This window comes from Candidatus Thiodiazotropha sp. AKAK2 (assembly GCF_058244685.1).
Genome location: NZ_JBSYOP010000033.1, coordinates 358,497 through 371,922, shown reverse-complemented (window position 1 = coordinate 371,922; position 13,426 = coordinate 358,497). Strand labels below are relative to the sequence as shown.

Genomic DNA, 13,426 nt, shown 5'->3' with positions numbered 1-13,426 from the left:
CGATATGTGAAAGTCCACAATAAATACAGCGCTAAACCATTTCGTTGGACAAAAAGTGCCGAGAAAATAATTGCTTCAGTAAATCGCGCTAAAAATGCGTCGTCGAATTAACCGCATGGCCCACTAGCTGAAAATGAGTAGCGAACAACAATACAATCTGCCCAGCATGGCTAATCCTGTGCATCTGCTGGCGTTCGGTTTTGGCTTCGGGCTGGCCCCGAAAGCACCGGGCACTTTCGGCACCCTGGTCGGAATACCGTTCTTTTTGCTCATGCAACCTCTGCCGCTGGTCTACTATCTAATCATTACAGCTGTGGCGTTTCTGCTTGGTATCTGGATCTGTCAGCAGACTTCCCGTGACCTGGGTGTGCATGATCACGGGGGTATCGTCTGGGATGAGATCGTCGGCTATCTGGTGACCATGACATTTGCCCCCAGCGGTTGGATCTGGCTGATGATCGGTTTCATTCTGTTCCGCTTTTTCGATATTGTGAAACCCTGGCCGATCCGTTGGGTCGATCAACGGGTGGAAGGCGGATTCGGCATTATGGTGGATGATCTGATCGCCGGAGTTTTTGCGGCTATCTGCCTGGCGCTACTGAATCAATGGGAGTGGTTCTGAATGACAAACCGATGTCTGCTGATCTGCCTGCTCTGGCTCTCTCTTACTGCCTCACCGGCTATTGGGGTAGAGCGGATTGTGGTGGAGGCGCTGTTTGCCGATAAGGCGATGGTCAGCATCGACGGTGTCAGAAGGTTGCTGAAAATCAACAAACCTTCGCCGGAAGGGGTGTTGCTGATCTCCGCTTCCAGTAAGCAGGCCGTGATCGAAGTGGATGGCAGGCGTGATACCTATCGGCTGGGTGGGCATATATCCAGTCATTTCAGTAAGCCGGAACAGGTAACGGCGAAAGTCTGGCGTGATCTGGCCGGCGCCTACTCCACCGTGGGCACCATCAACGGCTTGACTGTGAATTTTCTGGTCGATACCGGCGCCACAGCGGTGGCGATGAATACCGGTCAGGCAAAGCGTCTGGGCGTCCAGTACCGCTATAAAGGCAAGCCGATCCTGGTGAATACCGCCAACGGGGTCACCAAGGGCTACGAGGTGACCCTGGATCGGGTTCAAGTGGGGGATATCACACTGCGCCGGGTCAGAGGCTTCGTCATCGAAGGCTCCGGGCCTGGTCGGGTATTGCTCGGTATGAGTTTTCTCAACCGGGTCAAGATGGAGGACCAGGGGGATGTGCTGGTGCTTGAGAAGCGTTTCTAAACGCTCTCAATAAACAGCCTGTCAGACTGGGTCGGTGGTCTTATCCCGTTCAATCAGGGCATAGGCTGAGTGGTTGTGAATCGACTCGAAGTTTTCCGATTCAATCACATAGGCACTGATCCGATCCTCCCGGTTAAACTGAACCGCGATGTCCCGAACTATGTCTTCGACAAACTTCGGATTGTCATAGGCGGTTTCAGTGACAAACTTCTCGTCTGGGCGTTTCAGTAGGCCGAACAGCTCGCAGGAGGCCTGTTTCTCAACAATGTCGATGATCTCTTCAATCCAGATGAAACCGTTGGTTCTGGCCTGTACGGTGACATGAGATCGTTGGTTGTGTGCCCCCCGGTCTGAGATCTTTTTCGAACAGGGGCAGAGGCTGGTTACCGGTACCACAACCTTGATTTCGATGATCGGTTTGCCGTCATGGATCTCACCAATCAGGGTGACATCGTAGTCAAGCAGACTCTTAACCCCGGAGATTGGCGCGGTTTTATTGATGAAGAAGGGGAAATTCATCTCGATATGGCCGGATTCCGCCTCCAGGCGTTCGGTCATCTCCGCCAGCATGTCCTTGAAGGACTCGACGGTGATTTCGGTTTCGTGGCTGTTGAGGATCTCCACGAAACGGGACATGTGAGTGCCCTTGAAGTTGTGGGGCAGGTTGACGTACATGTTGAAGTTGGCAATGGTGTGTTGCTCGACTTCACTCCTGTCCCTGATTCGCATTGGGTGGCTTATGTCTTTGATACCTACTTTGTTAATGGCAATCTGACGTGTATCGGCGCTGTTCTGGACATCGGCAATCTGTGAACCATTAACTGGTGTTTTATCGAGCATTTCGGTGTTTCCTGTCCAGCCATATATTGGGTGTGGACCGCTAGTCTAATCGTATTGTTCCGAGGTTATCCCCGCCGCCGGGTAGGGACAACAGGGAGAACGTCAGGTATTTATTACCTTGGTATCAGACGGTTATCGGGGCCGGTGCAACCACCTCGGAGCCCAATGCCGCCGTGTCGAACAACAAATTATCTCCAGAATCAAGGGTTCGAGTCAATTCTCGGAGGGTAGGATTCGGTCAGTAGGTTCGGTCGATAATGTAGTTTGCGATCCAGCGCAGGGGATCTGCTTCATCAGAAAAAATCTCAAGATTCTTCAAGGCTTCCTCGATCAATCCCGAGGCTTTCTCTTTGGCGTCTTTCAGACCCATGATCGAGGGATAGGTGGGTTTTTCCTGGGCCAGATCCTTGCCTTTGGTCTTACCCAGGGTTTTCGGATCTCCCTCCACATCCAGAATATCGTCCTGGATCTGGAATGCCAGACCGATGCATTTGGCATATCGGTCCAGGTGGGATACCTGAGTTTTACTGGCTTTGGGGCTCAGTTGAGCGCCCATGCGAACCGCCGCACGAATCAGTGCGCCGGTTTTATGAATGTGCAGATTCTCCAGCTCAGCAAGATTGAGCTCCTGGCCTACGGCCTGCAGGTCGATGGCCTGACCGCCAGCCATGCCTCGGGATCCACTGGCCCTGGCCAGGGTCTCCACCATCGCCAAGCGGGTCTGTGCATCGGCGGGGATCTTCGGGTCGCAGCAGAGCACTTGAAAGGCGAGGGTCTGCAAGGCATCCCCTACCAGAATGGCGGTCGCCTCATCAAACGCCTTGTGGCAGGTGGGACGGTTGCGCCGCAAATCGTCATCATCCATAGCCGGCAGGTCATCGTGGACCAGGGAGTAGACATGCACCAGCTCGATGGCACAGGCTGGCCCGTCGAGCGACTCCAGTGGCAGACCCAGTGCTTGACCAGTGGCGTAGACCAACAGGGGACGCACCCGCTTACCGCCATTGAGGCAGCTGTAGCGCATCGCCTGATGCAGGTGGGCGGGCAGGGTGGATTCAGCAGGCAGGCGTTGATCGAGTGTTGCCTCAACCCGCTGTTTGCACTGTTTGATGTAGGCTTCCAGTGGGTTATTCACTGTCATTTGAGAAAGATTCCAGTTCGGATGTCTGTTGCTCTCCACTGAGAATCTGAACTTTCTGCTCAGCTTCCTTAAGGGCCTCCTGACAGAGTCGGGTCAATGAGACGCCCCGTTCAAATGATTTCAGGGACTCCTCGAGGGATTGATCGCCCTGTTCCAGGGTTTCAACCAGGCTCTCAAGCTCTTTCAAGGCTTCTTCAAAGGTCGGTGTTTTCGGTTTTCTGGGCACGGTAACTAGGGTCGGCTGATGCAGTGCAGATCGTTTATTTTAAGATTACAGTCTGTAAAACTAACCCACCCCAGATAGGGGGGTCAATGATAATCTGGAACTCATTCAGATGGATAGCACGAAAGAGTCTGATCAGGTCGGGTGGATTTTCGCTCTCAAGGGCGTCGATGGACTCGCCAGCCAAAGCCCAGATGTGTAAACTCCCCGCGGTGTCAACAGTTTGTAATAGGATTGATAACCCAATATGAGTGGCAGTTACGACGCTTCTGATATCGAAGTACTCAGTGGTCTTGAGCCGGTTCGCAAAAGACCGGGGATGTACACTGACACCTCCCGCCCGAACCATCTGGCGCAGGAGGTGATCGACAACAGTGTTGATGAGGCCGTAGCCGGATTTGCCAAGACGATCGAGGTCACCCTGTTTGAGGATGGATCCCTGCAAGTGGTCGATGACGGTCGCGGCATGCCGGTTGATGTGCATCCACAACAGGGGGTGCCCGGTGTGGAGGTTATTTTGACCAAGCTCCATGCGGGCGGCAAATTCTCCAACAAGAGTTACCAGTTTTCCGGCGGCCTGCACGGTGTCGGTGTCTCTGTCGTCAATGCCCTGTCGAAACACCTTGAGGTGTGGGTAAAGCGCGGTTCCAAGGAGTACAACATCGCCTTTGCCGGTGGCGAGAAGATCTCGGATCTGGAAGAGGTCGGCAAGGTCGGGCGCAGCAATACCGGTACACGGGTACGCTTCTGGCCGGATGAGCAGTATTTCGACAGTGTTAGATTTTCCATTCGTCAATTGCGTCATGTGCTGCGGGCCAAGGCGGTGCTCTGTCCCGGTCTTAAAGTCACCTTCCACGACGAAAAGAGTGGTGACAAGGAGACCTGGCTCTATGAGGATGGATTAAGGGACTATCTTCTGGATGCCCTTGAAGAGGCCGAGCGGATTCCCGATGACGCCTTCATCGGTGAAATGGCGGGCAACCGGGAGGCGGCGGCCTGGGCGCTTGTCTGGCTGCCTGAAACCGGCGAACCGGTGACCGAAAGTTATGTCAATCTGATTCCCACCGCCCAGGGGGGAACCCACGTGAATGGCCTGAGAACCGGCCTCACCGATGCGGTGAGGGAGTTCTGCGAATTCCGTAATCTACTCCCCCGGGGTGTGAAATTAACGCCTGAAGATGTCTGGAACAAGGTCTCATATGTGCTCTCTGTCAAACTCCAGGACCCGCAATTTTCCGGTCAAACCAAAGAGCGTCTATCCTCCAGGGAGTGCGCGGCATTCGTATCCGGTGTGGTCAAAGACTCATTCAGTCTATGGCTGAACCAGCATACCGAGGCTGGCGAGCGCATCGCCGAGCTGGCGATCACCTCGGCTCAGGGACGGATGCGGGCCGGTCGCAAGGTGGCCAGGAAGAAGGTGACCCAGGGGCCGGCGCTGCCGGGTAAGCTGGCAGACTGCAGTGCGGTGGATCCAACCCGCAGCGAGCTGTTTCTGGTGGAGGGTGACTCGGCCGGCGGTTCCGCCAAACAGGCACGGGACCGTGAATACCAGGCGATCATGCCGTTGCGGGGTAAGATTCTCAACACCTGGGAAGTGGATCCGGCCGATGTGCTGGCCTCCCAGGAGGTACATGACATCTCTGTGGCAATCGGTGTGGAGCCGGGCAGCAGTGATCTGTCCGGATTAAGGTTCGGCAAAGTCTGTATTTTGGCCGATGCGGACTCAGATGGACTGCACATTGCAACCCTGCTGTGTGCCTTGTTTCTGAAACATTTCAGGCAACTGGTTGAGCAGGGACATGTCTATATCGCTATGCCGCCACTCTACCGAATCGATGTGGGCAAGCGGGTTTTTTACGCCCTGGATGACTCCGAGAAAGAGGGGGTTCTGGATCGGATCGAGGCGGAAAAACTGAAGGGCAAGGTCAATGTGCAGCGCTTTAAAGGCCTGGGTGAAATGAACCCGATGCAGCTCCGTGAGACCACCATCCATCCGGATACCCGGAGGTTGATCCAACTGACGGTAGAGACCGGTGACAGCACCAATAAAGTCATGGATATGATGTTAGCCAAAAAACGGGCATCTGATCGGAAAAAATGGTTGGAGAAAAAGGGCGATCTTGTAGAAATCTAGATTTTGAGTTTTCGATACCGATGAATATTTATACCTGCAAATCCAAACACCACCGATCTGCTTCATTGCAGTCGGTTTCAATAACGCTACTGCTACTCATCTTCTCGCTGGTATCGACTGTGCAAGCGGCTGAGTTTCAACAGCTGGTTGATTCGAATGTCGAGCAATTGCAAGCCAAGCTTGATGAGATGAAAGCCCTGGCCCCTCAATTGAGAGTTCAGCTCAGGAAGGTGCGTTCGCGAGTCGAGTTTGACGTTCGACAGATACATGCCATCGAACGCAGCATCAGCCATTCGGAGCGTGACCTGGAGCGATTGATCATCATGCATCGAGGCGATCGTTTCAATGAGATGAGAGCCCATTTTCTTGCGGATAGTCTGCGCCGTAAAACCAGAAATCTACATGCCGGTGAAAACTATGTCATGGCAATGATCGAGCGGGAGCAGGAAAATCCTGAGTTGGGCAGGCGTGAGTTATTGGAGGAATACAATCAGCTGCAGCTGCACCTGGGTAGCTACAATCAGCTGATGGATGAGTGTCTGGCGATTTTGAATGTTCAGAATGAAGTTCAGTGATGCAAAGACCGGTACTCATCGTAGTTAGTTTGACACTTGCAATTGCCTTGGTTTGGATGTTGCTGTTCTGGCAGCCTCAGGCTGAAAAGCACGCGGCCATTCCGCTACAGGCCACACCCCAGGGTGGTGATTTTAGTTTTGACTCCTATCGGGGTGAAGTAAGCCTCAAGGATTTTCGTGGCAGTGTGGTGCTGCTCTATTTCGGTTACACCTGGTGCCCAGATATCTGCCCGACCAACCTCTCCATGATCAGTGCTATTTTGGACGAGATCCCGGCGGCAGAACGGGCCCGAGTACAGCCGATATTCATCAGTGTGGATCCTGCCAGGGACAGTGTGCAGAGACTGAAGGAGTATGTGGAGTATTTTCATCCCGGTCTGCTTGGGCTGACCGGTGATGCAACTACGCTGGCTGAAGTTGCAGAGCAGTATGGTGCAGCTTACAAGATCCATGCAAAACAGAGCGATGACAACTATGTTGTCGATCACACCGCAGATACCTATCTGATCGATACGGATGGGAAGCTGGCAAAGATCCTCCCTCATGACACCAGTCTGGAGGCGCTGATGGGCGCTGTTCGAGAGCTGCTGTGATTGCGATGCTCTGCCAGGTTAGGCTTTTAGGGCCTATTGGATTAGTGCTAACAGGCCCTAGGAAAATCTGAGTAAAAATCCGGCAGCGTCCAGATAGTTCGCCTCTTGTTCCAGCTCTGCCCGTGTCAGCGGGTGGTGTTCGATCCAATCCTCTGGAAATACCAGTGAGATGCGGTTGTCTTCCGCCTCGATTCTGGGGGTTGGTTTGGCAACTGCGGAGCGGGCTCGGTGACTCAATACGGCAAGCCGGAGCAGAATGCAGAGATGTTTGGTACAGGTGACAACCTCACTGGGCAGCTGTTCGAACACCGAGCTGGGGAATTTTCTTCGATGGCCTCGCACCATGGCCGACAGGACCCGTTGCTCCTGGCGGGAGAATCCGGACAGGTCGGAGTTTTCAATCAGATAAGCACCATGTTTCTGGAATTGGCTGTGGGCGACAGTCAAACCGATTTCGTGGACTTTTGCAGCCCATGTCAACATGGCTGAATATTTGGGGACTTCCAGTTGCCAGCTTCGTTTGACCTGGTCCAGCAGGTTGAGGGCGGTCTCTTCGATACGTTTTGATTGATCCTGATCCACGTTGTAGCGCTTGATCAGGGTTTTCAGGGTTCTTTCTCGGGCATCCTCATCCTGGCTTCTGCCGATCATGTCATAGATCAGGCCCTCTCGGAGTGCTTCGGATGAGACCTCCATGTGATCGATACCGATATGTTCGAAGACCGCGGATAACACCGCCACGCCACCGGCGAAAACCGGTTTTCGCTCCTCAGACAGACCTTTCAGGGAAAGGGCCTCCACCGAGCCAACCTCGACCAGATGATCGGTGAGTTTCTGCAGGGAACTGCGGGTGATGCCGGATTCACTCCAGCCTTGCGCAATGACCACGTCGCGGATCGATTTGATACTCCCCGAGCTACCGATGGCGCGACTCCAGTCGCCATCCCGAAACTCATTTCTGACCGGTCGTATCTCAATCGCACAGGCCAGCATCACGGCGCGCATCGATTGACTGGTGATCTTACCGTCAGAAAAGTAGCGCCGACTCATGCTGACACAGCCCATGTGCAGACTCTCCCGCTCTAACGGCTGATAGCCCTGACCGATGATAAGTTCGGTACTGCCACCGCCGATATCCACCACCAGGCGATTGTCGTTATCGGCTGCCAGACCATGAGCTACGCCGAGATAGACCAATCTGGCCTCTTCACGGCCGGCGATAATCTCGATCGGGTGGCGCAGGGCCTTTTCAGCGAGGCTGTGGAAATTATCGGCCGGGTGGATTTGACGCATGGTGTTGGTGCCCACAACCCGGACATTTTCGGGGGGGAGTGGTCGTAAACGCTGGGAAAAGCGGTTGAGACAGCTGAGTGCCCGCTCAGCAACTACAGGATCCAGACGCTTGTCTGCGGTCAGGCCTTCACCCAATCTGACCATCTCTTTCATCTTGTCGATGATCTGCAGTTGCCCGTCAATCACCCGGGCTACAATCAGGTGAAAACTGTTGGAACCCAGGTCTATGGCGGCGATGGTTTCCTCCAGGTCCGCCTCTGGAAGCTGTTGCGTCATACTTCTATTATCTCGCTGTAATTCAAAGCGGGGCATCATATCAAGAAAATGCAGCATTCAATAACCCGAAAAGGATTGGTCACTTGTAGTCGGACTCTGGATCACTGCCTGGCAGGAGTTGTCGGATAACAGACAAACCCTCTGAAAAGCGTGGCTTTTAAGGTGCCGCTGGATATGTGTTCAGGTTTGCGGTTACTTCAATCTATGAGTGACAATAGGCAACACAAGATCTATAACCCGGCGACTTAGTCGCCGGGTTAATGATAGCCAATCGGTCTCAGCGGAGTGGGTGATGAATTTTTGCAGTCAATGTGGTGCGAAGGTTGAAGTTAAGGTTCCTGATGGGGATAACCGCCCGAGGCATGTCTGTGAATCATGCAGTACCATTCACTACCAGAACCCAAAAATCGTCGTCGGTTGCATCCCGGTCTGGGAAGAACAGATCCTGTTGTGTCGGCGGGCGATAGAGCCCAGGTATGGTCTATGGACCCTGCCGGCAGGGTTTATGGAAAATGGTGAGACCAGCCAGCAGGGCGCTGCCAGGGAGACCCTGGAAGAGGCAACCGCAAGGGTTGATGTGGAAGGGCTCTATGGTTTGTACAATCTACCCCATATTAATCAGGTCTATTTGATCTTCCGTAGCCGTCTGCTCGATCTGGAGTTTGCCGCTGGTAGTGAGAGTCTGGAAGTCGCCTTGTTCAAAGAATCGGAGATTCCCTGGCAGGAGATGGCCTTCCCGGTGATTCGGGAGTCTTTGAAAATCTTTTTCGAAGACCGGCAGATGGGGGCGTTTCCGCTGCGTGGCGGTACCATCATACGCAGCCAACAGAATCCGCGAGGTTATCAGATGATCATGGATCAACCCGGTTTTCCGAGCCAATCAGACTGAGCACGCTTAACGCGAATGGTGGAAGCCTTCAACGAAGGCTTCCACCGTGATTCGATGGTGACCGGTCAGTTACAGACCGTTGCCACCAAAACTGGGTACCAGACGGACGTTGTTCGCCACAAGACCATCATCCTTGTCGCTCTCCTCGATATAGAATTCCAGAATCGAGTCACGATTCATCATCACATCATCCGTCACCTCATCGGCCAACTCATTGGCATGACAGAAGACACTTTCGTAAGGGGAATCCTCTAAACGGGGATCGATGATCCAGAGGTTCGGGTCGATTCGTTTGATGAAACGCAGAAATCCATAGCCTTTTTCCGGAAACCATTTGGAGCAGACGCCGCGGACGCAGGAGCCGGGAGCGCCCCACTCATTTCTCGGTTCATAGGAGATCGGCAGTAGATCCGGAATCAGGAAACCGGAGTAGTAGTCATCAACCAGGCGTCTCAACTCTTGTGAAACATTGCGAAAACCAAGCAGTTCCACCCGGCAACCCCGATCCTGCAGCGCCGTAACGACCTGCAGAAAGTCACCATCACCGGTCACCATCAATAGCAGGTCAAGTTTCTCTGCCTGAAGCATGGCATCGACGGCCATATCCAGGTCGGCATTGGCCTTGGTGGTTACGTTGCCTTCATCATCCGTATAGCGGCGTACATTCTTGACAATAACTTTCCAACCGTATTCCCTCACCATCTGCTGGTATGTCAATGCGCGTCTTTTGTACTCTGGGTCCTCTTTCGCACGCTCCTGATCGAATGCGATGTAGGTATTGAGTCTTACCAGAGAGCCTCCATATCGCCCGGCAAACATTCTTAGGATGTCATAACGGAGCTGGTAGCCGCCGTTGTAACGTACGTTTTCGGCATCAACAAAAACGCCAACTTTAAGTATTTGCTGCAATGTGATTTACCCGAAAGATAATTGAATTGAGGGAAATGGAATTTAATCAATCAGGGGATTGATGTTATTAAAGTGATATCGATAACAATAAATGACTCTACAGGCAGCTTGAATGTAAGGTCTGTAGATAAGCGAATATAAAGTCGTCATTACGAATTCAATCAAACAGGGATTGTAGTTGAAAGACCCTGTTTTTTGCTGCAGCTCAGGCTAAAAAATCACTATTTGCAAGAGCTGTTTCTGGTTCAGCGCATTCTTAAGGCCCTGAATGCACCATTTACTGTGATTAATTTGAATCAGTCGTTTTGTATCATGAGCCCAATCGGGCCGTTGAACTGTCATGGTATTGCAAAAGATCTTCGACATCCAGATCATTCTACATTGAATTAGAAAAAAATTTTAATACCAATATCGGGGTAATATTATTTGTCTAAGTTTTTTATATTGTATTGCTTTGCAGGGGTGAACTGCAGTTCCTCGAAAAATCCGTCAACTTAATTGGCTCAGATTGAAGCTGTTCGCAAACCCCTAACAATTTGATTTTAAAAAGGTCAGCGACACTTCGGCTAAAATTAGCCTGTTTATCCACTGTAATAATAGATCTGCAATATTTAATTCGTTGTGAGTTGGATATACCGAGTACCAATCGCGTAAAAATAATAATTTGATCAATATGTCCCAAAAAAGTGATATTGATAATCTAAAAAGCGATTTTAGACCTAAATTTAATTCGGTGGGAATATTCTTCCTAAAATATTGTGACAAACCTGACAGTCTTTAAATGGCCGGTCCCAACATTTTCGACTGAAATGTGCAAATCACAGATAGTGCTGTTTGAGAACAAGAGCATATTTCTGATTAAGTTGTCACTCTAGCCGTCTGATTTGAAGCCATTCTGGTTGTTTTTTGCGAAACCAATCTTGAAGTCCTGAATGTGACCTAATATGGTTAAGTGGAATGGCGTCTCGAAGACGCTGATTTCTGTAGATCTTAAGCATAATAAAAACGCATACAGGAACCAATTGCGATGTTATCTGATTTTCCCGCCCACCAAGGTTTGAAGGCGAGTGAGCTGTTTTTGCAGGCTGATCGCCTGGAACCCTGCCTGTTAGTGATCTTTGGCGCTGCGGGGGACCTCACCCGGCGCAAACTGATGCCGGCCCTCTATAATCTGGTCCGGGAAAAGGCATTGGATGATCGGTTCGCCGTGATTGGCTATAGTCGCTCAAAGAAAAGTGACGATGATTACCGGCAATTGCTGTTGCAGGCTGTCCAGCGCCACTCCCGTTCCCAGCCGATCGACGAGACGGTATGGCATGAGTTCAGTCAACGGATCGCCTACGTGGAAGGGGATTTTGAAGATCCGGAAGGTTACCACAAGCTGCGTGATGCCCTGGAGAAATATGAGCAACAGATTGGTAGTGAAGGTAACCGGCTGTTCTACTTTGCCACCCCCCCTTCGGCGGCCACAATCATTCTTCACCGCTTGGATGAGGCGGGTCTGCTGGGTAAGCAGGGTGACCGTGTTCCCTGGACCCGGGTGATCATGGAAAAGCCCTATGGCCGGGATCTCGAATCGGCAATCGAACTGAATCGTGTGGTGGGCGAAGTCCTGCAAGAGGACCAGGTCTACCGGATTGATCACTATCTGGGCAAAGAGACGGTTCAGAATATTCTGGTTGCACGCTTGGGCAACACCATTTTCGAACCCCTCTGGAACCGTAAATATATCGATCATGTTCAAATCACCGCAGCAGAATCGATCGGTGTCGAGGGGCGTGGCCGGTTTTATGACAATACCGGGGTATTGCGTGACATGGTGCAAAGCCATCTGTTACAGGTGCTCTCCCTGTGTGCCATGGAGCCACCGGTCTCATTCGCTGCGGATGATATTCGCGACAAGCGTGTTGAGGTATTGCGTGGCCTGCGGAGTCTGCAGAATCGTGAAGTCTTCAAGCATGTGGTGTTTGGACAATACCGGGGTTATCGGGATGAGGAGAACGTTGACCCCAAATCACGCACTCCCACCTATGCGGCGATCAAGTGTTATATCGACAACTGGCGCTGGCAGGGTGTGCCTTTCTTTCTCCGGGTCGGCAAACACCTCTCCCATAGAATGACTGAAGTCTCTGTTTTCTTCCGTCCGGTACCCCTATGTCTGTTTGGGCGGGATGATGTGTGCCAGGACCTTGAGCCCAATGTACTGACAATCCGCATCCAGCCCGATGCGGGTATGGCACTGAAGATAAGCAGTAAAAAACCGGGGGACGATCTCGAAGTCAGCTCCGTTGAAATGGATTTCAACTACTCAGAAACCTACGAACATCCGATCAAAGACGCCTATGAACGGCTGTTGTTGGATGCGGTTAAAGGGGATGCAACCCTGTTTGCCCGCCGGGATGAAGTTGAATTTGCCTGGCGATTTGTTGCCCCGATCCTGCAGAGCTGGCAGGCGGAAAGCAAAAAGCAACCAAGATTCTATGCCGAGGGCAGCGAAGGCCCTGAAGAGGCGAACGATCTGATGGACCGCTACAGCCGTCAATGGCGGGAGATTAAACAGTGACTGGCAAACGCATGGTTGTCGATCGGAGTGAGTTCAACACCCGCGCCGTTGAGTGGATTGTCTCAACCATAAAGCAGGTACTTGAAAATGCCGACCACTGTCACCTGATGCTGGCTGGTGGATCCACCCCGTTACCCATTTATCAGCAGCTCACAGAGGAGCACGATCTCCCCTGGTCCCGCCTCATTCTCTATTTTGGTGATGAACGCTGTGTACCGGATGATACACCGGAAAACAATGGCTTCAGTGTACTTGGGGCGCTGTTTCCCTCCGGTCTTCCGGAAGGGGTTACCATCCATCGGATGTGTGGTGAGGATCAACCGGATGAAGCGGCGCAGGCCTATGAATCGATACTCCCGAAGCATATCGATGTGCTGCTGCTTGGTATGGGCGCGGACGGTCACACCGCATCCCTGTTTCCAGGCTCTGCCGCGATGGATGAAGTCAGCCGAAGGGTGATGCCGGTGATCGGCAATAGACCTCCGATGCAGCGTCTTACCGTTACGCCACCTGTGATTCAACAGGCAAACCATCTGCTGCTTATGGCACAGGGGGATGATAAAGCCGATGCGGTACGCTGGGCCTTGCAGGATGGCAGTGTGCCCGCTGCCCTGGCAAAAGATGGGGACTGGTTATTGGACAGTCTGGCTGGACGTTCCATTTTAAACGCCCCAGCAGAATAGTTTTTTAAATCGAAATTGGAGATACAGGAAGCCT

General features: G+C 52.2%; 13 protein-coding genes. 8 read left to right on the top strand and 5 right to left on the bottom strand.

What is annotated here, in order from left to right:
• The first annotated feature begins 133 nt into the window (after nucleotides 1-133).
• Nucleotides 134-622, top strand: a complete 489-nt coding sequence (locus AC4IE8_RS16905) for a phosphatidylglycerophosphatase A family protein (protein WP_068987209.1) — start codon at nucleotides 134-136, stop codon at nucleotides 620-622.
• Nucleotides 623-1,273: a retropepsin-like aspartic protease family protein gene (locus tag AC4IE8_RS16900; RefSeq protein ID WP_068987208.1), complete on the top strand. Its 651-nt coding sequence runs from the start codon at nucleotides 623-625 to the stop codon at nucleotides 1,271-1,273. It begins immediately after the preceding gene.
• Nucleotides 1,274-1,294: 21 nt separating this feature from the next.
• On the opposite strand, the gene folE2 is transcribed toward AC4IE8_RS16900, so the two are convergent.
• The 3 genes from folE2 to AC4IE8_RS16885 all read right to left on the bottom strand — a co-directional run bounded on the left by folE2 (nucleotide 1,295) and on the right by AC4IE8_RS16885 (nucleotide 3,480).
• Nucleotides 1,295-2,113: a GTP cyclohydrolase FolE2 gene (gene folE2 / locus AC4IE8_RS16895; protein WP_068987207.1), complete on the bottom strand. Its 819-nt coding sequence runs from the start codon at nucleotides 2,111-2,113 to the stop codon at nucleotides 1,295-1,297.
• A 238-nt stretch (nucleotides 2,114-2,351) separates the two neighbouring features.
• The gene (gene ispA / locus AC4IE8_RS16890; protein WP_068987206.1) at nucleotides 2,352-3,254 is read right to left on the bottom strand and encodes a (2E,6E)-farnesyl diphosphate synthase; all 903 of its coding nucleotides are present in this window, start codon (nucleotides 3,252-3,254) and stop codon (nucleotides 2,352-2,354) included.
• The gene (locus AC4IE8_RS16885; protein ID WP_068987205.1) at nucleotides 3,241-3,480 is read right to left on the bottom strand and encodes an exodeoxyribonuclease VII small subunit; all 240 of its coding nucleotides are present in this window, start codon (nucleotides 3,478-3,480) and stop codon (nucleotides 3,241-3,243) included. Before AC4IE8_RS16885 ends, ispA begins: the two co-directional genes overlap by 14 nt.
• 244 nt (nucleotides 3,481-3,724) lie before the next feature.
• Between AC4IE8_RS16885 and parE the strand changes: the two genes are divergently transcribed.
• The 3 genes from parE to AC4IE8_RS16870 are packed head-to-tail and all read left to right on the top strand — an operon-like array spanning nucleotide 3,725 to nucleotide 6,779.
• Entirely contained in the window at nucleotides 3,725-5,611 is a 1,887-nt protein-coding gene (gene parE / locus AC4IE8_RS16880) for a DNA topoisomerase IV subunit B (RefSeq protein WP_068987204.1), read from the top strand.
• A gap of 20 nt (nucleotides 5,612-5,631) precedes the next feature.
• Nucleotides 5,632-6,186: a hypothetical protein gene (locus AC4IE8_RS16875; protein ID WP_068987203.1), complete on the top strand. Its 555-nt coding sequence runs from the start codon at nucleotides 5,632-5,634 to the stop codon at nucleotides 6,184-6,186.
• Complete coding sequence (locus AC4IE8_RS16870; protein ID WP_068987202.1) at nucleotides 6,186-6,779, top strand: SCO family protein; 594 nt, start codon at nucleotides 6,186-6,188, stop codon at nucleotides 6,777-6,779. The genes AC4IE8_RS16875 and AC4IE8_RS16870 overlap by 1 nt, the downstream gene beginning before the upstream one ends.
• Before the next feature lie 57 nt (nucleotides 6,780-6,836).
• Here AC4IE8_RS16870 and ppx read toward each other — a convergent pair whose 3' ends face one another.
• The gene (gene ppx / locus AC4IE8_RS16865; protein WP_068987233.1) at nucleotides 6,837-8,348 is read right to left on the bottom strand and encodes an exopolyphosphatase; all 1,512 of its coding nucleotides are present in this window, start codon (nucleotides 8,346-8,348) and stop codon (nucleotides 6,837-6,839) included.
• Nucleotides 8,349-8,640: 292 nt separating this feature from the next.
• Here ppx and AC4IE8_RS16860 point away from each other — a divergent pair, with 292 nt between their 5' ends.
• Complete coding sequence (locus AC4IE8_RS16860) at nucleotides 8,641-9,237, top strand: NUDIX hydrolase (protein ID WP_068987201.1); 597 nt, start codon at nucleotides 8,641-8,643, stop codon at nucleotides 9,235-9,237.
• A 69-nt stretch (nucleotides 9,238-9,306) separates the two neighbouring features.
• On the opposite strand, the gene AC4IE8_RS16855 is transcribed toward AC4IE8_RS16860, so the two are convergent.
• The gene (locus tag AC4IE8_RS16855) at nucleotides 9,307-10,146 is read right to left on the bottom strand and encodes a LabA-like NYN domain-containing protein (protein WP_068987200.1); all 840 of its coding nucleotides are present in this window, start codon (nucleotides 10,144-10,146) and stop codon (nucleotides 9,307-9,309) included.
• Nucleotides 10,147-11,173: 1,027 nt separating this feature from the next.
• Here AC4IE8_RS16855 and zwf point away from each other — a divergent pair.
• Entirely contained in the window at nucleotides 11,174-12,709 is a 1,536-nt protein-coding gene (gene zwf / locus AC4IE8_RS16850) for a glucose-6-phosphate dehydrogenase (protein WP_068987199.1), read from the top strand.
• A complete protein-coding gene (pgl, locus tag AC4IE8_RS16845; RefSeq protein WP_490791509.1) occupies nucleotides 12,706-13,392 on the top strand; it encodes a 6-phosphogluconolactonase in 687 nt (228 codons plus the stop codon). The genes zwf and pgl overlap by 4 nt, the downstream gene beginning before the upstream one ends.
• Nucleotides 13,393-13,426: the final 34 nt, after the last annotated feature.

Coding starts and splice junctions, on each gene's coding strand:
- AC4IE8_RS16905 (WP_068987209.1), top strand. CDS start 134: ATGAGTAGCGAACAACAATACAATCTGCCCAGCATGGCTAATCCTGTG.
- AC4IE8_RS16900 (WP_068987208.1), top strand. CDS start 623: ATGACAAACCGATGTCTGCTGATCTGCCTGCTCTGGCTCTCTCTTACT.
- folE2 (WP_068987207.1), bottom strand. CDS start 2,113: ATGCTCGATAAAACACCAGTTAATGGTTCACAGATTGCCGATGTCCAG.
- ispA (WP_068987206.1), bottom strand. CDS start 3,254: ATGACAGTGAATAACCCACTGGAAGCCTACATCAAACAGTGCAAACAG.
- parE (WP_068987204.1), top strand. CDS start 3,725: ATGAGTGGCAGTTACGACGCTTCTGATATCGAAGTACTCAGTGGTCTT.
- AC4IE8_RS16875 (WP_068987203.1), top strand. CDS start 5,632: ATGAATATTTATACCTGCAAATCCAAACACCACCGATCTGCTTCATTG.
- AC4IE8_RS16870 (WP_068987202.1), top strand. CDS start 6,186: ATGCAAAGACCGGTACTCATCGTAGTTAGTTTGACACTTGCAATTGCC.
- ppx (WP_068987233.1), bottom strand. CDS start 8,348: ATGACGCAACAGCTTCCAGAGGCGGACCTGGAGGAAACCATCGCCGCC.
- AC4IE8_RS16860 (WP_068987201.1), top strand. CDS start 8,641: ATGAATTTTTGCAGTCAATGTGGTGCGAAGGTTGAAGTTAAGGTTCCT.
- zwf (WP_068987199.1), top strand. CDS start 11,174: ATGTTATCTGATTTTCCCGCCCACCAAGGTTTGAAGGCGAGTGAGCTG.